The following is a 24,210-nucleotide window of genomic DNA, read 5'->3' as shown; positions in this document are numbered from 1 at the left end:
CTGCCCGTGGAGTCGTGGGCGGGGGCGCTGTCGGAGGAACGGTGCGGCCGCGGCCGCCCCGTCGCCCGGCTCTGTCTCGCATTCGGTGGTGACGGAGGGCATCCGCCCTATGACCAGGAGCGGCTCTTGCAGGCCGTCCTGACGGCCTTGGAGGACTGGAGGGGTGCCGCCCTCGGACGGGGCGTTTCACCGTCCTGTGGGCCGCCGCGACCTTCGGCGTCGCTTCTCGTACGCCTCCCAGATTCCGCCGGCCAGCCCCAGGAGCACCGCCGCCCCGACCGCCACCTCGGCTCCGGTGCGCAGGCCCCAGCCGTGGACGTCCCCGGCAGCCCGCGGGGAGACCTTGCCCTGCGGGTCGTGCACCACCGCGAGGGACTCGCCCTCCTTCGCGAGCCGCGAAGGGGTGTCCAGGTGCTGTGGGCCGCCCGCTGGGCAGTCCAGGCGGTGGTCGTATGAGGTCCGGGTCGTGAAGGTCCAGTGGCCCTCGGCGTCCATGGAGGATTCCGTCTCGGTGTGCTCGGTGACTTTCAGCACGATGCAGCTGATCTCGACGCCCCGGTCCTCCAGCGTGCTGTGCCCCACGGACGCGAGTGCCAGGATGGCGCCGACACCGGCAGGGAGGGCCGACAGCGCGATGAGCGAGGCACCGCGCCGGGCGGCGACGGCGGCGTGCCAGCCGAGCAGGACCAGCGGGAGCAGCAGCCCGCCGAAGAAGAACCCTCGATTGCCCAGCGACCCGTACGCCGACTTCCAGGCCACCCCGAACGCCAGGGCCGCGGACAGCGGCGGCGCGGCCAGCGCCACTGCGGTCCGCCAGAGCCCGCGTGCCCATCCCCCATGCCAGCCCGCCATGCCGCCCCCCGTGGCTCGTACTCGTGCGCCCCAGGTAATCGCGACGGCACGGCCACGTAAAGAGCGCCCTGCGAGGGGGCGGGCTGGTGGCAGCGGTTGGTCGTCAGTGGGTGACCAGAGTCCGGCCCTTCGGAGTCCCGCCAAGGGCCGCCCAGCAAGCCCGGCTGGAGGAACACCTCGCCCGCCTGGACGACTCCCTGGCCCTGCACGAGCGAATCAGGCCGACTAACCGCCTCCACCAACGGGTGGCCGACGCCCGGTCGCAAGGCGCCAAGACTGTCTGTCGAGCGACTGAAGGGACCCAAATTCGTAGTTATGACCGCGTTATGCCTAGGGCATCAAAGACTTCGTCCAGCTTCTGGTGCGTGCACCCATACGCGCACGCACGCAGACGAAAACACCCAAACAGAGTCCCTTCAGTCCCTCTCCCTCCCTAACAGGCCTATGACCTGGCCTTTGACAAGAGGCCGAAGGAAGGGACCGTTCCCCTTGCGGTGCCTCTCGGCGACGTCTTCCTCTTGGAGATGTCCAGGGATGTCGGACTATGTCGTCCATGTGTGGCCAGTGATGCGTCTGCTCTCGCTGGAAACTGATCGACGAGATCACGGGCCGTGCTGACCGGCTCCAACCAGGCCTTTTGCGGCCGGGGCCACCCGCGCCTCCAACCGGATACACGGCCTGCCGTTTGGAACGCGTCCGGGCCAGCGCCTGGACCATCCAGCGGTGACCTCCGCTCGAAACGCTCCTCCCCACGGAAGCCTCCGGAAGCCGGCCGCCGCAGACTCGTGGGGGTGATCCGGCCCAAAGGCACCGCATATGGCGGCCCGGCTGACCGACGACGTGCTCAATGCCCCGGACGCCTCGAACGACATCCGGCCCTCCACCCACACGACCAGCTCAGCATCTCCGACCAGGCCGTCGGACGGATGGGCGGCCTCGTCCACGAGTTCCGCGAAACGGCTATGCAGGAGGCCGCCACGGCGGAACTGCACCAGCAGCGGGCGGACATCTGCCGCAGGGAGAAGACGATCGCCCGGTAGCCGCCGAACTTAGCCTCGAGCGCCAGGCTGCCCGGTACCGTTCCACGTTGGCTTGGGCGAGCATCGGTTCCGCGGGCGGCTTCAGCACCACTGCTTTGACGGCCACCGCTGCGGAGCCTGGCCAGCTCGCTGACCGCTGTCCTCGACCAGCGGAAACTGCTGGCCGGACGGATCGAGGAACTGCTGGAGGCCCACCCTCTTTCCAAGGTCCTGACCTCGATGCCGGGCATCGAGGTCAGGACCGGAGCCAGGATCTTGATCGACGTGGGCGATGGCAGTTCGTTCCCCTCCGCCTCCCACCTCGCCGCCTATGCCGGCCTCGCCCCGGCAACCCGCAGCTCGGGTTCGTCGATCCGTGGCGAGCAACCGTCCCGGAGAGGAAACAAGCAGCTCAAACGGGCCTTCTTCCTGTCCGCGTTCGCTGCCCTGGCCGACCCGGCATCCCGCACCTACTACGACAAGAAGATCAGCCAGGGCAAGCACCACACCCAAGCCCTCCTCTGCCTCGCCAGACGACGAGCCGACGTCCTCTTCGCGATGCTCCGCGACGGCACCTTCTACGAACCCCAAACCGCCCCATCAGCTTGACCAAACCCATAGGGGCCCCCGCGGATACGCGAGGGAGCCCGGACCGCGTCGGTTGAGCCGAAGCTCAGTGGTTGTCACCGGCAGAACTGGTTGAGCTGGTGAACGAGACCGGTCGAAGCAGTCTGGTTGTCACCAGTGAGGCACCCGGCTTGTTGCAAACGCTCATTCGGCAGCCTTTCTGTCACCGGTAGCAAGATCGAAAGCCCCTGACTCTCCGGGGCGATTCCATCCCCGGCACGGGGACCCCTTTGTCTTGGGCGGCGTCGGTGGAGCGTGCCTATCGGGCGTTTCCTTCGTTGATCTTGCAGCGTATGGCTGGGCAGTCGGCTGCGTTCGGTGTGGCCGCGATGCGAGAGGCGAAGTATGACGAAGGGCGGGGAAGTGTGCGGGCGGGCGGGGACGGACTGGCGGCTGTTTGCGCTCCTTGGGCCGTTGAGCGTGCTTCTGTCAGGTGGGGTGGCGTGGGCGACGACTGCTAGCGGGGCAGTGCCGGTGGCGTTCGCCGTATCGGGCAGTTCCTTTACGGTCACCGCTGATCACCTCGACGGACATAACGCGGTGCAGTACATCTCTACCGACGTGGAGCTTGACGGGACACGGCATCCGGTTGCGGTAGCCGCCATCAGCCGGGCCCGGCTGAAAAACATGTGCCAGTTCGCCGTCACCCGTACTCCTGTGGGGCCGGTTGCCCTGGTTGTGCGCGGGGGCGGCGCAGAGCCGGTGCAGGCTGAAGATCTGGTGATTGACCTGGACCGCATCACCGGGGACATGCGCTTTGAACAGGCTCGGATGGGGCAGGACGCGTCCACGTTGGACGGACAGGCCGGGGCGCAGGGGCTGCAGGGGGTGTTCGGGCAGCGGGTGGGACGGCTGGTGGTGAAGGACATGCGGTTGCGTGCCTGGTCGCTGACGGCCGGGGTGCTGAAGCTCAAGCAGGCCACGTTGGCGATTTCTCTGGAGGAGTCGCCATGCGGATGAGCGGAGTGCGTGCCGCATATGTGGCGGGGTGGTGGCGCGGCCGGCCCTGGAGTGCGGGGACGTGTATGGCGCTGGCGGGAGTGCAGATTGCGTACCTGCCGTTGCAGCGTCCTGAGCTGCTGGCGCTGCAGGGCGTGGGGGCGACGTCGTCCTTGCTGATTGCGGCGGCGCTGGTGGGAATCGGCGTGATGCTGGTGCGGCGACCGCAGCGGGCGAAACGATGCGGCGCTGCCGCGGTCGGACTGGGTTTGCTGTCTTGGCCCATGGCCAACATGGGAGGCTTCGGGATCGGCATGCTGCTGGCGGTGGTGGGCGGCGCCTGGGCGCTTTCCTGGCGGCATCTGCCCGGTGAGCGGGCGTGAACGGCACGAGATCGGTGCGGCAGGGCACGTCAGTGTTGATGGTGCTGGCGTGCGCGTATCCGTGGGCCGGATCATCGGTGGCGCAGCCGCCGGTACAGGCAGGCCAGGCGGTGCTGCCGTCGCAGGCCGATGTGCCGGTCGGGCGTCCCGCACCGGTGGCCACCGCGCTGGACAGAGCTGCAGCTACTGGCGAGGCGTCGGCCGGCCATTGCTCGGCCGATGGTCTGCCGGCGGTGGCCGCGTCGTCTGCCGGGAAGGCGCAGGCGGTGGCGGCCTGTCTTGAGGCGGGCGGCGCTCCGGCAGCCACCGGGACCGAGCCGGGTCGGCGGTTGCGGATGTTGGCGGACGTGCTGCGGGTGCACGGTCTGGACTGTCTGCTGTCCGCGATTGGATCCGGAGTGTGCCGGGCGACGTCTGTCACCGCCGAGAACGTTTCGCTCACCTATCAGGACAAGGGAGCACGCATGTGTATCACCGCACCAGAAGTGACGATGCGGGGATCGGTGCGCCTGGGGGCGAGGGTGCTGCGTGGGCGGGTGTTCGGCCAGGTGCCGGTGTCGATGTCCACACGCACCCCGCTGCCGGTGGTCGTGCCGTATGCGCAGTTGACTCACGTGCAGGGCGAGGACGTCGTCCTTGAGGCGGACCAGGTGGATGCCCCGGACCTGGTGATCGCCGCCGGGGCTGCGTGCAAGGAGCGCTGAGCACGATTTTGCGCTCGGTCCGGCTCCCGGCCTGGCCGGGAGCCGGGCTACGGCTGCTGCCGCCCTGGCCGGGTCAGGCGGCGGGAACGGCTTTGAGCAAGGCGGTGATGACACGGTCGCCGGCGTCCTTGCTGTGCGGGTCGGTGAGGTTGGCCCAGAGTTTGAACATCAGGGCGCGCAGCGGCCGGTGGCGCAGGCTGTGGGTGGCGATGAACTTCATGATGTGGGGGTTGCCGACGGCCTGGACGACCAGCCGTCCCAGGGTGAAGTAGCCGCCGAAGGCGTCCTGGAGGTGGTGGGGGTAGGCGTGCAGGGCGCGTTCGCGTTGGCCTGCGGTGGACCGTGCCAGTGCCTGGGTGATGATCTCGGCGCTCAGGCGGCCGGATTCCAGGGCGTAGTCGATGCCTTCACCGCTGAGCGGGTTGATCATTCCTGCGGCGTCGCCGGTCAGCAGCATGCCGCGCGTGTACTGGGGGCGGCGGTTCATGCCTCCGGGCAGCGCGTGGCCCCTCACCGGGGTGGTGGCGTGGTCCTCGTCGATCTGCCACTCCTTGGGCAGTCGCCGTGTCCAGTCCTCCAGCAGTGCACGGTGGTCGACGTCGATGCGGCGGTCGACGGTCACGGTGCCGAGGCCGACGTTCCACACGCCGTTGCCGACCGGGAAGATCCATCCGTAACCGGGCAGCATCGCGCGGCGGGCGGGCGCGGTCGGGTCCCACAGGTCCAGCCAGGCCTCGAGGTAGTCGTCGTCCGTGCGGTCGGTGGTGTAGTAGCGACGCACCCCGACACCCAGGGGCCGGTCCTTTCGCTGCTGCAGGCCCATGGCGACCGCCATCCGGCTGGAGGCACCGTCGGCGGCCACCACCAGGGGCGCTGTGTAGGTGTGCTGTACGCCGTCGCACCGGGCGGTGACGCCGCGGACACGGCTGGTGCGCTCATCCAGGACGACGTCGGTGACCTTGGTAGCTTCCAGCAGGCGGGCGCCGGCCTTCTGGGCCCGTTGGGCGAGCAGGTGGTCGAAGTCCTGGCGGGTGCGCACCAGGCCGTAGTCGGGGAAGCCTGCCGTGTCGGGCCAGTCGAGTTCCACCCGCATGCCGCTGCTGTAGGCACGCAGGCCCCGGGTGCGTACCCAACCCGGGCTGTGCAGGTCGATGCCCATGGCGAGCAGTTCCTTCACGGCGCGCGGGGTCAGGCCGTCGCCGCAGATCTTGTCACGGGGGAACGTCGCCTTCTCCAGCAGCAGCACGTCCAGTCCCGACTGGGCGAGGTGGTAGGCCGTGGCCGAGCCGGCCGGTCCGGCCCCCACCACGACCACGTCCGCGGTCTCCTGGGTCTGGCTGGCAGCCATAGTCGTCCCTTCTTGCGAGATGTGTCGCTGTGTTGGTGCGCCGTGGCGCGTACGAGGGCAACCGCTTCGGTTGCGGGCCGCAGTCAGGAGTGGGAGTCGGTGAGTGCCTCGGCCAGGCGTTGGAGTCGGCTGCGGCTCGCGGTGGGTGGTAGCGCCGCCAGTGCCTGCAGCGCCGTTTCCAGGTGGTTCGCGGCCTGCGATGCGGCGGCTGTCAGGGCTCCGGTGTCGGCGGCGAGCTGGGAAAGGGTGCGCAAGGCGCGTTCCGGGTCACTGGTATCGGCCAGGGCACTGGTCAGGGTGCGGCGCTGTGGCCCGGTGCCCAGTTCATGGGCGAGTAGCAGCGGCAGGGTCAGGCGCTGGTTGCGGACGTCGCTGGTGTCCGGTTTGCCGGTGGTGGCGGAGGAACTGGTGTACGGCAGCAGGTCGTCGTAGATCTGGAAGGCGATGCCCATATGCTGGCCGAAGTCGCGCACGGCCTCCACCTGGGCGGGGGTGCCGCCCCCCAGGACGGCGCCGCTCTCGCCGGCGCCACGGAAGAACGCGGCGGTCTTCAGCCGGGCGACTTCCCGGTAGGCGGCAGCGTCGAAACGGCGGGTGGCGGTGAGTTCGGCTTCCAGACTCTGACCGCGGCACAGATCCAGGCCCGCCCCGGCCACGATCTCCAAGGCCAGGACAATGCGCTCGCTCGGCACGCCACGGTGCCGGCATTCGGCCAGGGCCGCGAACGCGTCGAAGATCAGGCAGTCGCCTGCGAGGAGAGCCTCGCTGACGCCGAACTTGTGCGGTACTGACGGGCGGCCGCGGCGCATATCGTCGCCGTCGATGATGTCGTCGTGGATGAGACTGGCCAGGTGTCCGCACTCGGTGCCTACCGCAGCCGGCAGGACGCTACGTGGATCGCCGCCTACCGCCTGGGCCGCCTCGAGCAGCAACAGCGGCCGCAGCAGTTTCCCCGAGGAGGCCAGAGCGTAACGGCAGATGTCGCCGACCAGGCCCTCCTCCGAACTCCAGCGGTCCGAGAGCGCATCAACCAGCAGCAACCGCAACGCAGTAGGGCCCCCCTCTTCGAGCGAGACGTCCTTGCCGCTTGGATCACCCGCCGTCCGTGCGGAGGGAGCGCCCTGGTGCGGCACCGCCCGTGCCTGATCTGCAGAGGCGGGCGAATGCAGCGGTGCGGTGCCGTGCAGGTCGCTCCTCATGCCGCAGCCCGCGGGAGTGCCCGGGCTGCTGCCCGGCAGGCGATCATGCATTTCTGCCGGACGGACAAGGACACCCGACGGGTGAAGACGTCATAGTCACGCCGCTCGATCTCCGCCAGCAAAGTACGGTAGATCTCGGTGATGGCCCACAGACACGGCCTGCTTCCGGGGCTGATCATGCCGATCACGTCCACTCCGCTCGCGAACAGACCACGGGCCCGGTGCGCCTCGAACTCGATGAGACGCCGCAGCTGCGGCGTGGCCTTCGCGGCATGGAGATCGTCCCTGGTGACGCCGAACTGTTTCAGGTCCTCAGCCGGCAGGTACACCCGGTCCATCCGCACGTCCTCTACGACATCACGCAACATGTTGGTCAGTTGCATCGCCTCCTCGAGCGCGGTCATGACCTCTTCCGCGCGCGGGTCGACCGGCTCCAGCACCTTCAAGAACATCCGGCCAGCCATGCCGTCGATCGCGTAGATGTAGCGGCGAAGGTCCTCCCAAGTGGCGTACTCGCTCACGGTCAGATCCACGCGGAAGCCCGCCAGCATCGTCTCCACGTCCGCCACGTCGATCCCGCATGTCGCGACGGTGTGCGCGACGGCCTGGCAGAGCGGGTCCGTCGACCGCCCGCTGCGCAGATCCTCCAGCATCCGCCGGCACCACAGGTCGTACCGGGCAGCACGTCCTTGCGGATCACCGCTGTCCATCAGCTGATCCGCCCACCGACACAGCGCGTAGACCGCCCAGGAATGCGGGCGCTTACCCGCAGGCAGCAGCAGCGACCCCGCCCAGTGATCTCGTCCCTCGAACGCCACCAGCAGCCGACCGCACAACCGATAAGCCTCTCGCAACACCGGGTCCTCAACCGCAGCCCGATCCAGAGCCGCCCGGTCTCCCAGCACTCTTCATCCACCCCTCGCCCAGTCTTGATCCGCCGGCGTTCACCTAACGGAAGCCAACAGCCCCCACGGCATCCTGAGCCCCAGCAACACCCCACGAACAGAAACTCCCGACGTATCACCGGAAGGAGTGAGGAAAGACGCCCACCGCACAAATGACCGATTTCGGCCTTAAGGTCAGAACGCGCTTGCCTGCGCCGGGCTTCGAGCTGGCTCGCCGGCTCCTGCCGCGCGGTCCACCTGCCCGATCCGGATCGGCCGCTTGGTACGGGGCGCGGGCACGACGGTGAGCGCCGAGCCCCGCTGTCCAGACGCGGCCGAGGCCGCGGTCGGCAGGGACGGGGACCCTCAGGTGCTCGCGGAGCGCGGGGAGGCGGCAGCGTCACCAGCGCGGAGGCTCTCGCCGACCCCTACGACCCGTACATCAGCTTCACCACCGGCATGTTCACATGGCCCAACTACGCCGGCGTCGTCAACGACTCGCACTTCGTGACCCGGGACCGCATGGGACGCACCATGGCATTCGTGGCCCGTGCGCTGAAGGACGGCCTCACCAGCGGCGGCAAGGCCTGGGGGGTCGGCGTCGAGGAAGGCGGAGGCTCGCTCTTCCTCGACAAGAACGGTACGGCAACGGCGTAGGGGAAGGACACCTACGTCGTCCTCGGCGACCACCAGCCCGATCGCGCCGTCGCAGGCCGGCCACTGAGCTACTCCGGCTTCAAGATCTGGCGCCTGACTCCCGGCCGGACCTTCGACTTCAGGAACCGTCCCACCTGCGGCTACTACCTGCGCAGCGTCACCAACGGAGTCGCCGACGCCAACCTCTACAGCGGCACTCCGCAGACCAGCTGCGGAGCCACGTCCGGCAGCGGGGCCGGCAAGCCGTAGCCCACGCGGGTGAGCCGGTGGCGGTCGTGATCACCGAGGCTCGCGAGGCGGCCGGCCGCCCGGCTTCGACCCGCGGATCCACCGCCGCCGCGACGTGGTCGAGCGCTGCTTCAACAGGCTCAAGCAGTGGTGCGGACTGGCCACTCGCATGGCAAAACCCGGGAGCCCCACCAAGCCGCGTTCACGATCGCTTCCATTGTGAGCACACCTTCCGCCTACTCAAGCAGAGCCTCGGCTGCATCCGACAAAGGCTTCGCGACTCGGATGCAGCCGACCGCTGGACCTGGCTCGTCATCGCTGCCCATGCCCGGCTCCGGCTCGCACACCCACTCGCCATCGACCTTCGCAACTCCCGCAGGGAGCGACGGAACGAACCCGTCGACGCTCCGTTCCCCGAGGCCGAGGCCGCGTCGGACTTCGATGGCCGTTGGCGAAGGGATGCCAAGGGGGCGTATCCAACTCCTACTGGGGGACCAACCTGCCAGACACATTCGCCCAGGGCAGTGCTGGAAGGGGTCCACATGAACCGTAGGGTAAAGCGCTCAGTTCGCAGCGCAGTCGTCCTGCTCATGGCAGTCTGGCTCACGTGTATGAGCACGACAGCAGCCCAGGCTGAGGTCGTGCGGCAGTTCCGTGACCTCCAGGTCAAGTCGTGGTTCGGCTGGTACAACGCCACGTCGGACAGCGGAGAAGTCCGGTTCAAGACGGATTCGTACGTGGTGAGCGCGCGCATCTACCTCTCCTGCAGTGGAGGCACCTACTACGCCTTCCTGAGGCATCGTTCGAGGGAGTACTTCGGCGGAGGAAGTGCGACCCGCGACACGAACGAGGTGACCTGTTCGAACGGAAGTGCCGCGCAAGACTGGGTGGCAGGCAGCAACTCCTTCAGCCCCACCCACGGACTCAGCGCAGTCGTGCAACTGTGTGTGTCCTATAACCTTGGCACGTGGTGCAGTGACGAAGTCGAGGTCTTCGAAACTCCTCGCCAGTGATTCGGCAATCATCGATGGCGTCGCCGAGCGCAGCCACGAACAGGGGCGCGGGGTTATTCCACGGCCAGACCGGTAGGGGCGCGGGGAGGAGGCTGCCATCGTCGCGGCCATCGCCCTCGCACGAATCCATCCCCGCATGCGCTGGGAGCGGCGTCCGGGGCCGGCCCTGCCGGTGTGGGGACGGGGTCCGAGGTGTACGCGTACCCGCCATACGGACTGCCCCGCCGGTGTGGGGAGCCGAGTTGTGGTGTCTTACTGCAGGTAGTCGACGCAGGACGAAGCCTTTCACCACGCCCATGGTCTTCGAGGTCATCCCGGATGCACCGATCCGGCCCAAGGGCTGAACTTCATCCCCGCACCACGCTGCGGGTGCCCGGCTCGAGAAGCGATTCGTCCCACGGGATGCACGAGAGCCGATCCGGATTCCAGTAGTGCATCAAGTCCGCGTTCTCGCTCGACCATCCCCGGTAGATCTCGTCCCAGGGACGCTCGGCATGGTTCGTCAGTGAGCGGGCTTCGATCACGTCGTCGCCGCGCTGGTAGCGGACGTCCATGGAGACGCGGACCTCGTCGCGGACCACTGCGGGCAACGACTGATGGACCGTGAGGCTGGGAAATGTCACCACGTCGCCCACGGCGAAATCGCCGCCGACCCAGTCGGTCTCATGCGCGCACAGCTGCGCGCCCCAGTTGGTCCAGTAGCAGTCACTGTCCCCGGTTCCCACCGGCAGGCGGCCCTGCCGGTGGGAACCACGCAGGATGACGAGCGGACCGCTCGCGAGACCGCAGTCCCCGACGGGAAACCAGCAGGTCCACGTTTCGGTACTGCCCTGAACGAGCGGGAAGTCCTGATGCGTCGCGCCCGTCGACGGGTGCGCCGTCATGGCGCGCATGATGTGACGCGGATGGACGAACACGTCGTCGGTGCCGAGGAGCTTGCGATAGAGGTCCAGGAGCGCGGGCTGGTGCGGCAGCCGATGCAGCTCGGGCAGGCTCTGCATGGCGGCATAGAGTTCCGCGGTGACGCCGATATCGCCCGCATCCGGTCGGCGGGCAGCTGGTCGAGCCGGGCGAGGTCCAGTTTCCCGTCGAGCGGGTCGGCATCCGGTGCCCGTAGGCCATGCTCCGACTGTATGTCGAGGACTTTGGAGCGAAGCTGCAGAATCCGCTCCGGGTCGAGCAGTCCACGGAAGAACAGATACCCGTCGCGCTCGGCTCGGGCTCGCAACTCGTCGGGGACGCCGAGGAGTTCGGTGGATTCCTCGAACGGCGTCAGATCAGCGGCTTGGACCTTCACCGGAACCGAAGACATGGTTTCGCTCATGGCCCACGGGCTAGGAACTCGCCTCCGCGCCGCGCCATGTGGAAAACGCTCCGTTCATGGACGATCCGATCAGCGCTCTCGGCTCTGGGCCGCGCCACAGCTCACCGGCCGCCCCGAGCGTGCCGCACCGGTCCGCGGGCCGCGGCTCCGGAGGCCGCAGGCGTCCTCAGCCTCGCTTCGCCGCGACACCTGCCGGCTCCGGCCGAGAAGGCTCCGGCCGCGCCAACTCCGTTACCTGTGACGGCGTTCCGGACGCGCGGCCGCCTCGAGGACTTCGGGGCTCGCCGGGGTTGACGCGTCGCAGCGCGCCCTCCTAGCGTTTCCTGAAACGATTCACCACCGTGCTGTCGGCGATGTCGTCCGAGAGGGGCACTCCCGTGGGGTTCTGCACGTCGTCCATCCCACCGTCGAGTACACCACGTGCCCTCTGGGACTCGATTTGGACCGGCCGCGGCTGAGCTGGCAGCTGCTCTCCGACCGACCGGGTCAGACGCAGAGCGCCTACCAGGTACACGTCGCGACCAGCGCCGACAGGATCAGCGACCCCGATGTCTGGGACAGTCCACGAGTGGCATCCGACCAGTCGGTGCTGGTTCCCTACGCCGGCCCCGCGCTTACCCCCCCCCGCACCCGATTCCACTGGTCGGTGCGGGTCTGGGACGCGGACGGTGTGGCGAGCGAATGGAGCGAGCCCTCCTGGTGGGAGACCGGACTCATGGACGGCTCGGACTGGACCGGCCGCTGGATCGGCGCCCCGGCCGCCCTCGTGGACGCGGCAGCAGCGGCCCCGCTGCCAGGGGTGCCGACCCTGGAAGGGGGCCAGTGGATACGCCTGGCGGACAGCAGCGCGCGGGGCCTGGAAGAGACCGGAGCCTCGGCCGTGATCCGCTGGTTCCGCGTCGTCGTCGACGTACCGGCAGGTGTCCGCCGGGCCTGTCTGGTGCTAGCCGCCGACGGCGGCCTGACCGCCTACGTCGGCGGCACCGAGGTGCTGCACACGGTCGCCGATCCCACCGCGGAGAATGGCGCCGTCCAGCCGTGGCCGAGGTCACCGCCCAGCTGCGGCCGGGGCGCACCGCCGTAGCAGTCCGCGTCGACACGAGCAGTACCGGATCCGGGGAGACCGGTCTCCTCGGAGTGCTGGAGTTCGCCACCGCCGACGCGGTACGCCACGTGCGGACATGCCGTACGTGGAAGACCACCGGCAGCGAACCCGCGGGTGACTGGTCGGGCCCCGACTTCGACGACAGCGCCTGGGCGGCCGCCGACGAGTGGGCTCCCTGGGGTATGGCCCCGCGAGGGGCGGTGGCCCCCGCCTCGTCCCCCGCCTTCCAGCTGCGGCGCGAGTTCCACCTCCCCGCGAAACGGATCGTCCGCGCCCGTCTGTACGCCACCGCTCTCGGCCTGTACGAGGCGCACCTCAACGGCCGCCGCGTCGGCGCCGACGAGCTGGCCCCGGGCTGGACCGACTACCGCAAGCGGGTGCAGTACCAGACCTACGACGTCACCGACCTGTTGCGCGGCGGCTCGGCCAACACGCTCGGCTTCCACCTGGGGGACGGCTGGTACGCGGGCGCCATCGCCTCCTTCGGCCGGCACCACTACGGTGAACGCCCTTCGGTGCTGGCGCAGTTGGAGGTGACGTACACCGACGGATCGACCGAGCGGATCGTGTCGGACCACGCGTGGCGGGCGGCGGCGGGCCCGCTGGTCTCCGCGGACCTGATCGGGGGCGAGGACTACGACGCCCGGCGGGAGACGGACGGCTGGACACAGCCCGGCTTCGACGACTCCGGATGGCAGCCGGCGGAACCCGCGGCGGTCACCACACCACCCGCGATCGTGGCCCAGGCCGATGCCCCGGTCCGGGTGGCGGGTGAGCTCCCCGCCCGGCAGGTCACCGAAGTCGCCCCAGGGGTCTTCGTCTTCGATCTGGGCCAGAACATGGTCGGCTCGGTGCGGTTGAAGGTCTGCGGCCCGGCGGGCACGGTGGTGCGGCTGCGCCACGCGGAGGCACTCAACCCGGACGGCACGCTCCACACCGCCAGCCTGCGGTCGGCCCGGGCCACCGACACCTACACCCTCAGAGGCGGTTCGGTGGAGGTCCACGAGCCGCGCTTCACGTTCCACGGCTTCCGCTACGTGGAGGTGACCGGCTACCCCGGGGTGCCGCCCCTGGACGCGGTGACCGGCCGGGTCATGCACACCTCGGCCCCGTTCACCATGGAGTTCGAGACCGACGTACCGATGCTCAACCGGCTGCACTCCAACATCACCTGGGGCCAGCGCGGGAACTTCCTGTCCGTCCCCACCGACACCCCGGCCCGCGACGAGCGGCTCGGCTGGTCCGGGGACATCGGCGTCTTCGCCCCCACCGCGGCCTACGTCATGGGGTCGGCGCGCTTCCTCACCAAGTGGCTGCGGGACCTGTACGACGCCCAGCGGGCGGACGGCGCGTTCCCCGATGTGGCGCCGCAGATCGGCATGCTGGGCGCGGGCACGGCGGGCTGGGGTGATGCCGGCGTCTCGGTGCCGTGGGCGCTGTACGAGGCTTACGGGGACATCCGGGTCCTCGAGGAGGCATGGGAGCACTGGGACTCCGTAAGGGAGGACGGCGGCTTCCAGGACGCGGGCATGAACTCCTTCAACCACTACGCTTACGGCGCGGTCGGCACGTGGATGTACGCCACCATCGCCGGCATCGCGCCCGCCGCGCCGGCTTCCGGCGCCTGGTCGTCCGCCCCCGCCCCGGCGGTGCGGTGACGGCGGCGCGCGCCCGCTTCGACTCGCTCCACGGCCCGGTCACCACCCGCTGGGAGGCGGGCGGCGGCGGCTTCACTCTCCGTCTCGGCCTGCCGGTGGGCACCGCCGCCGAGGTGTGGGTCCCCGCCCGTGCCGCGGCGGACGTCAGTGCCGGTGACACGGAGCCTGGACGGTCTGCTCCATCGCCCACGGGCAGTTCGACCCATCCACCAGACGGCGACGGACGACGGACTCGGACGCAGAGGGAGTGTCCAGCCGCAGCGATGAGCTGCGTTCCCAGTCGTACGCGATCAGGCAGGCCGCTTCGCGCGCGTCTCCCCGCGCCCTCGCGCCCTCGCGCCCTCGCGGCCTCGTTGACGAGGGCCGGGGTCAGGAGCCTGCGTACTGACCGAGTCTCCGGGGTCCCGTGTCCGTTCTCGACGGGTTTCATGAGCATCAGACAGGTCCTACTCGGACTGGGAATGGGTGGCCGGGTGCCGAGCGCTACGGGTGGACGTTGTGCTGGTCGAACGGCGTCGGCTTGCTTGGCTCGGGACAAAGGTCAAGGTCATGTCGATGCCTTCGATCTCACCGAGCGACTGCTCCTCCTCGGCTCGCGTGCGGCGAAGGATCGAGTCCTTCTCGATGTCCGCGAGCCTCGGGGGCTGACGTCGTCGGCGGAGACACTCGCCGTCTTGCGAAGGGCTTCGTCCGCGCGGGCGGGGTGATACTGGTCGTGACAGTCGTCCCGCCGCCGGGCCGGCCTCGCACGCGTGGCCCGGCCGGTGGGGTCGCACCTTTGCCGATGCCTCCGAGGGGAGCCGTTGATGACCACGGCGAAAGACCTGTTCATCATCGCCATGGACCTGAAGCGTTCCGTGGGGCAGGGAGACCTGTCCCTCGCACTCGCTGGAGCAGAGCTGATCGATCTCATCCGTGCGGGGGCGGTCGCCGTGGACGGCGACCGAATCGTGCCGGGTGGACCGCCGACGCTGGACGATCAGTTCATGGGCGAGGCTGCGGCAGGGCTCACTCGGCAGGCGCCCTACGAACGGATCGAGGACTGGTTGTGGCGCCGGGGACGAGACCTTTCGGCCGCGTACCAGGCCGCGCTGGAGAAGGACGGTGAGCTGAAGCCGCAGCGAAGCGGCCGGTGGTCCTTCGGCACGGAACGCGTGGAACCGGCCGATACGCCCGCGCGCCGCCGTGCAGCCGCCCGCTGGAAGGAGAAGGAACCCGTCCTGGCTGCCCTCGCCTCGGTCGTGGGCATCGACGGCGCACACTCCGAGGAAGAGACAGGCCTCGATGACGAGGCGGTGACGACCGTGGTGGCCGCCGTCCATGACGCGGTGATGGAGCTGGAGGCCGTACGCCAGAGGCGGACCATTGAGAACACGGCCTTCGCCAACCTCTGGCGCGGGCCGTAGGCCGAGCCCGTCTTCGGGGGCGCGGTCAAGCCCGACGGCGAGGGCGACACGGCCGCCGGGCAGCGCTACGGCATGTTCGTCGACCAGATCCGATCAGTGTCGCGCGGCCTCCACCTGGACACCCGTGTGCGTCCGGCCCACAGCCTGATCAGGGTGTCTCGACTGCCGGCCTGGAGAACGGCGGCCACCGGATGGTGATGTTCCGCAACGCGGCCACCGTCCCCCTGCGGAGCGCGGTCGGGCCAGGGCGTCACCGCCGTGTGGATCGACCTGATCGCAGCTGGCATGCGGCTGCTGCCCCACAGCGCTTGCCGTGGCTGGCGGACGACGTGGCCTGGATCGGGAACGGTCCTGGACGGCGAGGCCGTGATCTGGCCGGAAGGAACGGCTGGACATCGGGCGGTGCAGTCTCGTGCCGCCTCCACACCCACGCGAGCCAGGACGCTGGCGGCGCAGCTCCGGGCGGGTCACGCCGTCCGGGGCGTCCTGCACCACCCTGCCGGGGCCGGCTGGCCTCGCACGCGCGTACCGTCTGCTCGGCTCGGCCGCCGACGCCGAGGACGCCGTGCAGGACACGTTCCCGCGCTGGCAGGCCGCAGACCGCGACCGCATCCCAGCACGCCCCCGACGCGCCGGTCATCAAGGCATGGTGACCAGAGCCGCCGGAACCCAGCGACCAGAACCGGAGCGAGGACGTCATCCCTCCACCCCCGCTGCACAGCGACACTGAGGCCGAAGCATCCGCCGTGGAGACGCAGGACGCCGACACCGCATCGCCCACGCGGTCATCGGCTTCGCGATCAGTCCCTCACCCAGGACGACGGGAACGTCGTCGATGTCCTGCGCCAGCCGGAGGCCATCGGCGTGGGCCGGCCCTCGACGCGCATCCCGCGCCGGCCGGCGTGTACCCGGCCGTGTGGTGCGCACCGCGCGCGTCGGGTGCACCATCGCCGGGCGGTGCGCCGCACTGTGCCCACCGCCGCCCCGCACCCCGCATCGTGGTGCCCGTCACCGCCCCGGCGGGCAGGTCTGCGTCACGAGGTGGCGGGCCCACTTCACATACTCCCTTGGCCGCAGACCGCAACCTTGTCGACGGCTCGAACGGAGACTGACGACGGAAAACGTCCCGGATGCGTACGGAGTGGATGCGGCGCGGCATCGTCACCCGCGATGCCGCGCATTCCCGCACGATGAAGAGCCCTCCCGCCCCGTGCGGGAGCGAAGGCATTGGACGTATGTCCCAAGGGTGACGGCCACCCGTTTGGCCGGTCAGGGCCCTTTCGCGCTGTCAAACTCCTGAAAGGCAACGCGCCGGTGGGGCGTGGGCGAGGCGGGGGCGGTGAGACGGGTTGGGCGTGGCCGAGGACGGTACGGCTGATCGTGCCGCTCCGGACGGGACGGGTCCGGGCATGAGGGACCACGGCGTCCCGCTCGCACGAGCGGCGATGGAGGACCGGCCGAGCGAGCAACGGCGCGGCGATGCGCCCGACGGGCAGCGACCGGGTGGCGGGCCGGGCCGGGAACGGCGGGGCGCAGGGCTCGGCGAGCAGCGGCCGGACGACGAACCGGCGCGTGCGGTGCCGCGGCACGTGGCCTGCGTGATGGACGGCAACGGCCGCTGGGCGCAGCGACGTTCACTTCCGCGCACGGCGGGCCACCGGGCCGCCGAGACCACCGTGATCGACATCATCGAGGCGGCTCGGGCCGCCGGTGTCGAGTGGCTCAGCCTGTACGCGTTCTCCACCGAGAACTGGAACCGCCCCGGCGCTGAGGTCGACTACCTGATGCGCCTGGTCCGCCGGGTCGTACGCAAGCACGCGCCGCTGCTGCTGGCCCGCGGCATCCGCTGTCGCTTCCTCGGGGTCGCCGACCCGCGCATCCCCGGTGAGCTGGCTCAGGACTTCGACGACCTGACGACGCTGACCGCCGACAACCGGGGGATGACGCTGACCGTCGCCTTCGACCACGGCGGGCGCCGGGACATCGTCGAAGCGGCGAGGTCGCTGATCCGCAGCGGCACTCCCGCCGACGACGTGACCGAGCGGCTCTTCGCGGACCACTTGCCGTTCCCCGACACCCCCGACGTGGACCTGGTCATCCGCACCTCCGGCGAGCAGCGCATCTCCAACTTCATGCTCTGGCAGGTCGCCTACGCCGAGTGGGTCTTCCCCGAGGTGCTCTGGCCGGACTTCCGGGCCCCCGACTTCCTCGCCTGCCTGCACACCTACCGGTGCCGAGACCGCCGCTTCGGCGGCGTGCCGCCCCGGACGAACGGAGACCCATTATGACGACCGGAACCACGGGCACGGCCGACGAGGCGCCCCTGTTCGGCCAGGAATCGCAGTTCCACGCCTTCTTCGACGACCCGCGCTGGGCGCTGGCCATCATCCGCGCAACGGTGCTGGAGGCCGCGCACCCGCAGATCGGCGCCGCCCTCGTCGACAACTCCACATTCGTCACCCACCCATGGCGCCGGCTGCGCAACACCTTCCTCAGCATGCGGCGCATGTTCGGCACCGACCCGGCGGTTCGCGAACGGGAGGCCGCCCGGCTCAACCGGTTGCACGCCCGCATGAGCGGCTCCGACTCCCGCGGCCGGGCCTACGACGCGATGGACCGCGCGACCCGCGCCTGGGTGGTCGCCACCCTCTTCGAGAGCGCCGTCACCATGCTCCGGCTGAGCGGCCAGCCGCTCGACCAGGACACGATGGAGCGGATGTACGCGGAGTACCGCGCGTTCCTCGCCGCCCTCGACGGCGACGCCGCGGAGCTCCCGGAGGAGCTCCACGACTTCTGGCGGTACTTCGACCGGGTCGTCGAGGACGAGCTGGAGAACACCGAGGCGGCCCGCGTCATCCTCTACCGGCTCTTCGACCACCTGCCCGCCCCGGCGCTGCTCGACGGCGCGCCGACGCTGTGGGCGGCCGGCCGGGCCGTCGCCGGCCCGCTGCTCGGCGCGATCACCGTCGCCTCGCTCCCAGAGCCGTACCGGCGCCGGGCCGGCCTGCCGGAGATGCCCGGCGCCAACACCCTCATGCAGGGCGCCTACCTCACCGCCGGGCTCGCCCGCTTCCTGCCCAAGGGCTGGATCAACGCCGAGAGCATCATCGAAGTTCTCTCGCTCCCACCCGGCAGTGATGACCCCCGCGCCCGGACCGTAGCCGCCCTGCGCGCCCGCATGAAGCGGGCGTCGGCCCTGCTCCGCCTCCTCACACCGCTGGGCGGCGACCCCGACCCCGGCCCCGGACCGGCACCTGCGGCAGGCACGGGGGAGGGCCGACGTTCGGCGGAGGAGTTCTTCCGTCAGGTGCTGGACCAGACCGGCGACGGCCACCTCGACTGGCCCGACCTCGCCGCCATGGCCCGCGAACTCTCCACCCGTCTCGACCTGGACGAGCCCGAGGAGACCCGGCTCTACGACGCCTTCGCCGCCTGGTGGCGCGAGCTCCAGGCCGCGCTCGACACCGACGGCGACGGCCGCGTAAGCGCCGACGAGTACGCCGCCGCGGTCCCCTCCCTCGCCGGACCCGCGCTTATCCGCCTCGCCGAGGTGCTCTTCGACGCCACCGACAAGGACGGCAACGGGGCCATCGACGCGGACGAGTACCGGGCCCTCTTCCGCACCGCCTTCCACCGCGACCTCACCACCACCACCGACGGCGTCTGCGGTCAAAGCTCCTTCGTGGGCGACTTCCTCTCCTTCATGTCGGGCCGCCGTACGAGCACCCCGTACGACCCTCTCCTCGCCGACGCCTAGGGGCGTGAACCAGAACCGATCCGGCGCTGATGTCGCGGCATGACCGGGGCCGCTGTCGGCTGCGTCTCGTCAGGTTTTCCGGTCGCCCTCGACGCGTTGATCACTGGAGTGGCTTCCCGCGCGAGTGCATCGTCGGTACGCCACCGCGGCATCGGGTGCGCGGCATCGGGGGTACTCAGGGCCAGGCGCCTCGGCCGCCGACACCCTCACCGCCCTCCACGACGGCCTCACCCGCGCGGTCAGCATTTCCGGGCCGGCCGCGCGTCGTGCGTTCCATACCGCGGCACGCGAGCAGCGCCACCGTTCCTCTGACAAGTCGCTCGGGTACGGTTCGCGCTCACTCACTCCGCTGCCCCACTGGTTGTTGGAGCAGCCCCGCCAGAGTCGCGTAGGAGCGGTCCCAGGTCCATTCCTTCTGGACCCAGTGACGGCCCTTCTCTCCCATCTCTCGGGCGAGTTCGGGGTTGAGGAGGAGTCTGGACAGGCGGTCCGCCGTCGCCGCCACCGAGCGACCGTCGACGACGTAGCCGGTCTCTCCCTCGCGTACCGCGTCGGGGGCGCCGCCCGAGTCACCTGCCACGACGGGCAGCCCGGACGCGGCGGCCTCCAGGTAGACGATTCCCAGGCCTTCTACCTCCAGGCCGCGTCTGCGGGTGCGGCAGGGCATGGCGAAGGCGTCGGCGGCGGCGTAGAAGGAGGGGAGGGCGTGATGGGGGTGGCCGCCTGCGAAGACGACCGCATCCACGACTCCTTCGGCCTGGGCGAGTCGGCGTAGTTCGGCGGCGTAAGGTCCGTCGCCGACCAGCAGGAGCATGGCGTCCGGGAGCACCCTGCGGATCCAGGGCAGTGCCCTGATCAGGGTGTCCTGGCCCTTGCGCGGGACCAGCCGGGCCGCGCACAGGACTACCGGGCGGCGGTGCAGACCGTAGCGGGCCCGCATCGGGCCGCCGTCCAGGAAGGGGTGGAAGGCCGTGGTGTCCACGCCGGGGACCAGGCGCGCGGTGCGGGCCCCGGGGACGAGGGCCGCCTCGATCGGTCGGCGGGTGCTCGCGCCCAGCCAGGTGAGGGTGTCGACCTCCGTTCCGATGCGGCGCAGCAGGGCCCTGGCCCCGGGGGTGCGGGCCCACCACACCTCGTGGCCGTGCGTGGTGGCGACGACGGTGCGGATGTCCGTCGTCCGCCGCAGCCGGCCCGCCATCAGGCCGAGCGGTGCTGCCGCGCCGAACCACAACCGGTCGCAGCCGTACCGGCGGGCCACGGATGCGGCGTGCGCGGTGGTCCGGGGCGTGGGCAGGAGGGTGCGTGCCCGGTGACGGATCACCGGGTACGGAAAGGACTCGTCGGGTGCCGGCTCCGCCGTGGCCGGGTCCGGCGACGAGGTGAAGACGACCACCTCGTCGGGTGGGAACCGGTCGGCCAGTTCACGGACGAACGTCTCGATGCCGCCCTGCCTGGGCGGGAAGTCGTTGGTGACGATCAGTGTGCGGGGGCTGGTGCCGTGCGTCATACGGCGGCCTCCTTCTTGGAAGGGGCGATGGGGGTGACGGGGGCGGCGGGGGTCGCGGTGGTGCTGCCGCGCTGCTGCGTCCGGTACGCCAGCGTCCCGAGCACCAGTGGATAGACGAGATAGCCGAAGCGGGTCGCGGGCATCAGTGCCATCGCCAGGCTCAGACCGAGGGCGAGCCGGGCGGCCGCCACCCGTACCGTCCTCGGCGGTCGAACCACCAGCGACACCGCGATCAGCAACGCGCTCACCGCGAGGAGCGCGAGCGCGATCACCCTGCCCTCAGGGACGTACGCCGCGAGCAGATGGCCGGGCAGTGGGCTCGCGGCCGGCGAGGTGGTGTCGGTGAGGCCCAGCGGGAAGGCGATGACGCTCCGGTAGAAGCCAGAGGGGCTGGTGAGGACGGAGGGCAGCACCGCCGCCATGGCGGTGGACAGGGCCACGGTCGCGTACCGCAGCGCGGGTCGGCCGCCCCGGCGTACCGCGATCAGCGCCAGCGCCACGGGCAGCGCGGGCCACGCCGTCCACTTGAGCGCGGCGGCGGCGCCGAGCACCAGCCCCGCCCGGCCCGGCCGCCCCCGCCCGGCGAGTACGAGGCCGAGGCACATCAGGCCGACGACCGGAAGGTCGTTCCCGCCCACCGCGAGGGGCAACGCGACCAGCGGACAGGCGAGGAGCCGGGCCCGGTGCAGGCCGGCCGCGGCGAGGGCCGCCACGAATGCGCCGCCCAGCCACCAGCGCGCATCCCCGGGCAACACACCGAAGAGCGCCATCCCGGGCAGGTAGGGGTTGAAGTCGGCGACGGCCGTGGCGCCGGTGACGTACGGGCTGCCGGTCGTGAGCAGCAGCTGCCCCGACCGCTCGACGACCGCGACCTCCAGCTGCCCGAGCCCGGCCGTCACCAACGAGACGAGCGGCACCACGACGGCCCCGGCCACCGCGACCACCCGGGCGGCGGGGCGGGAGCGCGCACCGCTTGCCAGGACCGCCGCGGCCGCGTAGGCCGCCCCCGCCACCACCCCCCACACCCGATGCGGTCCCAGATCCGAGACCACGGCGAGCGCCAGCGCGACGACCGCGCAGCCGGCCCACGCGTACCGCTCGTGACGCACATACCGGGTGTGACACACGTATCTCCCAAGACGCTTCCTCATGTCCATCGACGGTAGGAATCCGCAGGTCGCACGGCGTCAACCGAGACTCCGGACCCGGGGCTCAACCCGTGGCATGACACCGGGCCGCAGGCTCAACCCGTGCGGTGACGCGCGCACCCCCGCCAACACGGACCATGGACGCATGAGTACGTCCCTTCATCAGCGGCTCCGCGCCTGGATCGCCGCTCCCGCCTACCCCTGGGTCACCGGTGGTGCCCTGACCGCCGGTGCCGTGGCCGAGCTGCTCGCCTTCCCCGGATCCGTCACCACCACGACCGGGGTCCTCGTCTCCTCCGCCTCGTTGATGTGGCGGCGGTCGTTCCCGCCCGCCGCGGTGCTCACAGTCGCCGCGGGGCTGCTCGGGTTCGCCGGGGACGTCAACCTGTATGTCTCGACCATGGCGAGCGGGCTGATCGGCTGCTACACCCTGGGCCGCAACCGGGTACTGCACCCCGCGGTGACCGTGGCGGGCGCCGCGCTCGGGGCGCTGTGCGTGAACCTGGTGCACATCAACACGTGGTCGCGGATGGATCTGCCGGTGCCCGCTCTCTGGGAGAAGGGCTCGCTCAGCCTGTTCGCCGAGGCGTTCCTGCTGACCGTGGTCATGTTCGGGGCCGTGATGATGGGGGACGCGGTACGTTCCCGGGAGGAGACCCGCAACGAACGGAACCTGGCCCAGGCCCAGTTGATCGCCATGGAGCGGCAGCAGGCCGCCGAGGCCGAACGGGCGGCCATCGCCCGTGAGCTGCACGACATCGTCTCGCACTCGGTGTCGATGATCGCCGTGCAGGCCGAGAGCGCCACATACACCACCCCCGGGCTCACCCCCGAGGCCCGCGACGGCTTCCAGCAGATCGCCGGCACCGCCCGCTCCTCGATGGCCGAACTCCGCCGCCTCCTCGGTGTCCTGCGTGCCCCCCAGAGGCAGGAGGACACGGCCCTCACCGCCCCGCAGCCGACCCTCGACCATCTCGCCGAACTGGTCGAGCAGCACCGGAGGGTGGGCGGCGAGGCCGAGCTGCGGGTCACCGGGGAGCGAGTGCCGCTGCCCGCCGCGTGGGAGCTGTCCGCCTACCGCATCACCCAGGAGGCGCTGACCAACGCGCGTAAGCACGCGCCCGGTGCCCGTACCGTTGTGGAGATCGACTACGGCGCCGACCAGTTGCTCACGCTGCGCATCCGCGACGACGGCCCCGGCCCGGTTTGCGGTCCAGGCTCGGGCGCGGGCCACGGCCTGACCGGGATGCGGGAGCGGGCGGCCCTGGTCGGCGGCCGGCTCAGCGCGGGAGCGGGCCCGGACGGAGGTTTCCTGGTGGAGGCGGAGCTTCCCTGGGGGACCAGGTGATCGGCATGGAGAAGGAGACGGGTGTGATCAGGGCACTGGTCGCCGACGATCAGGCGGTCGTCCGCACCGGCTTTGTCAACCTCCTCAACACGCAGGAGGACATCGAGGTCGTGGGCGAGGCCGGGGACGGGGTGCAGGCTGTACGCATCGCCGCCGAGACCCGTCCCGACCTCGTGCTCCTCGACATCAGGATGCCGCACAAGAATGGCATCGAGGCGGCCCGCGAGATTCTGGCCGGGTCCGAGAGCACGACCAAGGTCCTGATCCTGACGACCTTCGGCCTCGACGAGTACGTGTACGACGCGCTCGCGGCCGGGGCGAGCGGCTTCCTCCTCAAGGACGCCACCTTTCCCGAACTGCTGCACGCGGTGCGAGTGGTAGCGGCCGGGAACGCACTGCTCTCACCGGAGATAACCAAGCGGGTGATCGGCGAGTTCGTGCATGCGCGCACATCGCGGCTGCCGGTTCACTCCGTCGGAGAGCTCACGGCGCGCGAGGCGGAGGTGCTCACCCTGATCGCTCGGGGGCTGTCCAATGCGGAGATCGCGAGCCGTCTCACGATCACGGATCACACCGTGAAGACCCATATCAACCGGCTCTTCACGAAGCTGGAGTTGCGGGACCGGGCGCAGGCCGTGATCGCGGCTTACGAGTTGGGGCTGGCACGGGTGGGAGGCCGGGCCGGCTGAGCGGCCTCTTCCTCCTCCCCCGGTCTGCTGGGGCTCCGCAGCGGACATGGCCCGCCGCCTGACCGCACCGCACCCACTCGTTCCTGACTCATGAGGACACCAGTCCGCTTCTCACGGCATCCCTCATCAGTACGCGCGGCTTGGCGGAGAATGGCGGCGGGTCCCGACGCAGCGCGGCGGTCGGCCAGGCGGTGGCACGGCGGCGGGCCCTGCGGGCGGGACGGTGAGTGCCGGCACCGGGCGAGGCGCCGCGGACACGGCGGAGCACCGGCCCTTCCTGGGCAGCCGTCCGGCCCCGCACGGTGTGCGGACGACGGCGCCTGTTGTCCCGAACCGGATGCTGCCAACGATGGCGGCTGGTCCACGCCGCCCGGCATGACCACGGCGATCGAAGCAGGAGCCATCGAGCGGTGGC

The 24,210-nt window shown here is 70.4% G+C and carries 20 protein-coding genes and 2 pseudogenes; 15 read left to right on the top strand and 7 right to left on the bottom strand.

All coding sequences use genetic code 11. The annotated features are described in order from the left end of the window. Nucleotides 1-186: 186 nt before the first annotated feature. Nucleotides 187-852, bottom strand: coding sequence for a hypothetical protein (locus ABD347_RS07655; protein WP_344358285.1), 666 nt, complete (start codon nt 850-852; stop codon nt 187-189). A gap of 1,154 nt (nt 853-2,006) precedes the next feature. Here ABD347_RS07655 and ABD347_RS07650 point away from each other — a divergent pair. From ABD347_RS07650 to ABD347_RS07635, 4 genes and pseudogenes are all read left to right on the top strand, one after another. Further along, nucleotides 2,007-2,480 (top strand): annotated as a pseudogene (locus tag ABD347_RS07650) (transposase); the annotation flags it as partial. Between the two features lie 492 nt (nt 2,481-2,972). Next, nucleotides 2,973-3,458: a DUF6230 family protein gene (locus ABD347_RS07645; RefSeq protein WP_344358120.1), complete on the top strand. Its 486-nt coding sequence runs from the start codon at nt 2,973-2,975 to the stop codon at nt 3,456-3,458. Continuing rightward, nucleotides 3,449-3,820: a DUF6114 domain-containing protein gene (locus tag ABD347_RS07640; protein WP_344358118.1), complete on the top strand. Its 372-nt coding sequence runs from the start codon at nt 3,449-3,451 to the stop codon at nt 3,818-3,820. Before ABD347_RS07645 ends, ABD347_RS07640 begins: the two co-directional genes overlap by 10 nt. Further along, nucleotides 3,817-4,524, top strand: coding sequence for a hypothetical protein (locus tag ABD347_RS07635; RefSeq protein WP_344358116.1), 708 nt, complete (start codon nt 3,817-3,819; stop codon nt 4,522-4,524). The genes ABD347_RS07640 and ABD347_RS07635 overlap by 4 nt, the downstream gene beginning before the upstream one ends. A 73-nt stretch (nt 4,525-4,597) precedes the next feature. Here the strand turns inward: ABD347_RS07635 and ABD347_RS07630 are convergent, their stop codons facing one another. From ABD347_RS07630 to ABD347_RS07620, 3 genes are all read right to left on the bottom strand, one after another. After that, nucleotides 4,598-5,872, bottom strand: a complete 1,275-nt coding sequence (locus ABD347_RS07630) for a geranylgeranyl reductase family protein (RefSeq protein ID WP_344358114.1) — start codon at nt 5,870-5,872, stop codon at nt 4,598-4,600. Between the two features lie 83 nt (nt 5,873-5,955). After that, nucleotides 5,956-6,912: a polyprenyl synthetase family protein gene (locus tag ABD347_RS07625; protein WP_344358111.1), complete on the bottom strand. Its 957-nt coding sequence runs from the start codon at nt 6,910-6,912 to the stop codon at nt 5,956-5,958. A 155-nt stretch (nt 6,913-7,067) separates the two neighbouring features. After that, nucleotides 7,068-7,976 (bottom strand): phytoene/squalene synthase family protein, encoded by a 909-nt coding sequence (locus ABD347_RS07620; RefSeq protein WP_344358109.1) that lies wholly within the window; start codon nt 7,974-7,976, stop codon nt 7,068-7,070. 438 nt (nt 7,977-8,414) lie between these two features. On the opposite strand from ABD347_RS07620, the gene ABD347_RS07615 reads away from it, so the two are divergent. Together ABD347_RS07615 and ABD347_RS07600 are read left to right on the top strand one after the other, a co-directional pair. Continuing rightward, nucleotides 8,415-8,612 carry a hypothetical protein gene (locus ABD347_RS07615; RefSeq protein WP_344358107.1) on the top strand — a complete coding sequence of 66 codons (198 nt, stop codon included), beginning with the start codon at nt 8,415-8,417 and terminating at the stop codon, nt 8,610-8,612. Nucleotides 8,613-9,451: 839 nt separating this feature from the next. Continuing rightward, a complete protein-coding gene (locus tag ABD347_RS07600; RefSeq protein WP_344358282.1) occupies nt 9,452-9,853 on the top strand; it encodes a hypothetical protein in 402 nt (133 codons plus the stop codon). A 347-nt stretch (nt 9,854-10,200) separates the two neighbouring features. On the opposite strand, the gene ABD347_RS07595 is transcribed toward ABD347_RS07600, so the two are convergent. Further along, the gene (locus ABD347_RS07595; RefSeq protein WP_344358105.1) at nt 10,201-10,854 is read right to left on the bottom strand and encodes a phytanoyl-CoA dioxygenase family protein; all 654 of its coding nucleotides are present in this window, start codon (nt 10,852-10,854) and stop codon (nt 10,201-10,203) included. A 762-nt stretch (nt 10,855-11,616) separates the two neighbouring features. On the opposite strand from ABD347_RS07595, the gene ABD347_RS30785 reads away from it, so the two are divergent. From ABD347_RS30785 to ABD347_RS07570, 7 genes and pseudogenes are all read left to right on the top strand, one after another. Continuing rightward, complete coding sequence (locus ABD347_RS30785; RefSeq protein ID WP_486388592.1) at nt 11,617-12,261, top strand: glycoside hydrolase family 78 protein; 645 nt, start codon at nt 11,617-11,619, stop codon at nt 12,259-12,261. Beyond that, nucleotides 12,216-13,940 (top strand): family 78 glycoside hydrolase catalytic domain, encoded by a 1,725-nt coding sequence (locus ABD347_RS30780; RefSeq protein WP_486388591.1) that lies wholly within the window; start codon nt 12,216-12,218, stop codon nt 13,938-13,940. The genes ABD347_RS30785 and ABD347_RS30780 overlap by 46 nt, the downstream gene beginning before the upstream one ends. Then, a complete protein-coding gene (locus ABD347_RS30775; RefSeq protein ID WP_486388590.1) occupies nt 13,853-14,647 on the top strand; it encodes an alpha-L-rhamnosidase C-terminal domain-containing protein in 795 nt (264 codons plus the stop codon). Before ABD347_RS30780 ends, ABD347_RS30775 begins: the two co-directional genes overlap by 88 nt. A gap of 99 nt (nt 14,648-14,746) precedes the next feature. Further along, complete coding sequence (locus ABD347_RS07585) at nt 14,747-15,346, top strand: GOLPH3/VPS74 family protein (RefSeq protein ID WP_344358102.1); 600 nt, start codon at nt 14,747-14,749, stop codon at nt 15,344-15,346. 496 nt (nt 15,347-15,842) lie between these two features. After that, nucleotides 15,843-15,959, top strand: a pseudogene (locus ABD347_RS07580) (sigma factor); the annotation flags it as partial. An 832-nt stretch (nt 15,960-16,791) separates the two neighbouring features. Further along, nucleotides 16,792-17,634 (top strand): polyprenyl diphosphate synthase, encoded by an 843-nt coding sequence (uppS, locus tag ABD347_RS07575; protein WP_425575601.1) that lies wholly within the window; start codon nt 16,792-16,794, stop codon nt 17,632-17,634. After that, nucleotides 17,631-19,103, top strand: a complete 1,473-nt coding sequence (locus tag ABD347_RS07570; RefSeq protein WP_344358096.1) for an oxygenase MpaB family protein — start codon at nt 17,631-17,633, stop codon at nt 19,101-19,103. The genes uppS and ABD347_RS07570 overlap by 4 nt, the downstream gene beginning before the upstream one ends. A 337-nt stretch (nt 19,104-19,440) precedes the next feature. On the opposite strand, the gene ABD347_RS07565 is transcribed toward ABD347_RS07570, so the two are convergent. Further along, nucleotides 19,441-20,610, bottom strand: coding sequence for a glycosyltransferase family 4 protein (locus tag ABD347_RS07565; protein WP_344358094.1), 1,170 nt, complete (start codon nt 20,608-20,610; stop codon nt 19,441-19,443). Beyond that, nucleotides 20,607-21,719 carry a glycosyltransferase 87 family protein gene (locus tag ABD347_RS07560; RefSeq protein WP_344358092.1) on the bottom strand — a complete coding sequence of 371 codons (1,113 nt, stop codon included), beginning with the start codon at nt 21,717-21,719 and terminating at the stop codon, nt 20,607-20,609. Before ABD347_RS07560 ends, ABD347_RS07565 begins: the two co-directional genes overlap by 4 nt. Before the next feature lie 184 nt (nt 21,720-21,903). On the opposite strand from ABD347_RS07560, the gene ABD347_RS07555 reads away from it, so the two are divergent. Together ABD347_RS07555 and ABD347_RS07550 are read left to right on the top strand one after the other, a co-directional pair. Further along, on the top strand, nt 21,904-23,106 hold the full coding sequence (locus tag ABD347_RS07555) for a sensor histidine kinase (RefSeq protein ID WP_344358089.1): 1,203 nt from the start codon (nt 21,904-21,906) through the stop codon (nt 23,104-23,106). 5 nt (nt 23,107-23,111) lie between these two features. Further along, nucleotides 23,112-23,795 (top strand): response regulator, encoded by a 684-nt coding sequence (locus ABD347_RS07550; RefSeq protein ID WP_344358087.1) that lies wholly within the window; start codon nt 23,112-23,114, stop codon nt 23,793-23,795. Nucleotides 23,796-24,210 lie beyond the last annotated feature (415 nt).

Source organism: Streptomyces gobitricini, from assembly GCF_039532985.1.
Taxonomy (GTDB): domain Bacteria; phylum Actinomycetota; class Actinomycetes; order Streptomycetales; family Streptomycetaceae; genus Streptomyces; species Streptomyces gobitricini.
Note: the sequence above shows the minus strand (reverse complement) of the source record. Positions and strands in the feature narration are given on the sequence as shown.

What these genes read in the sequence shown, in the direction of transcription:
- ABD347_RS07655 (WP_344358285.1), bottom strand. Translation starts at nt 852, where the DNA reads ATGGCGGGCTGGCATGGGGGATGGGCACGCGGGCTCTGGCGGACCGCA.
- ABD347_RS07640 (WP_344358118.1), top strand. Translation starts at nt 3,449, where the DNA reads ATGCGGATGAGCGGAGTGCGTGCCGCATATGTGGCGGGGTGGTGGCGC.
- ABD347_RS07630 (WP_344358114.1), bottom strand. Translation starts at nt 5,872, where the DNA reads ATGGCTGCCAGCCAGACCCAGGAGACCGCGGACGTGGTCGTGGTGGGG.
- ABD347_RS07615 (WP_344358107.1), top strand. Translation starts at nt 8,415, where the DNA reads ATGTTCACATGGCCCAACTACGCCGGCGTCGTCAACGACTCGCACTTC.
- ABD347_RS07600 (WP_344358282.1), top strand. Translation starts at nt 9,452, where the DNA reads ATGAGCACGACAGCAGCCCAGGCTGAGGTCGTGCGGCAGTTCCGTGAC.
- ABD347_RS07595 (WP_344358105.1), bottom strand. Translation starts at nt 10,854, where the DNA reads ATGCAGAGCCTGCCCGAGCTGCATCGGCTGCCGCACCAGCCCGCGCTC.
- ABD347_RS07585 (WP_344358102.1), top strand. Translation starts at nt 14,747, where the DNA reads ATGACCACGGCGAAAGACCTGTTCATCATCGCCATGGACCTGAAGCGT.
- uppS (WP_425575601.1), top strand. Translation starts at nt 16,792, where the DNA reads ATGGAGGACCGGCCGAGCGAGCAACGGCGCGGCGATGCGCCCGACGGG.
- ABD347_RS07570 (WP_344358096.1), top strand. Translation starts at nt 17,631, where the DNA reads ATGACGACCGGAACCACGGGCACGGCCGACGAGGCGCCCCTGTTCGGC.
- ABD347_RS07565 (WP_344358094.1), bottom strand. Translation starts at nt 20,610, where the DNA reads ATGACGCACGGCACCAGCCCCCGCACACTGATCGTCACCAACGACTTC.
- ABD347_RS07555 (WP_344358089.1), top strand. Translation starts at nt 21,904, where the DNA reads ATGAGTACGTCCCTTCATCAGCGGCTCCGCGCCTGGATCGCCGCTCCC.
- ABD347_RS07550 (WP_344358087.1), top strand. Translation starts at nt 23,112, where the DNA reads ATGGAGAAGGAGACGGGTGTGATCAGGGCACTGGTCGCCGACGATCAG.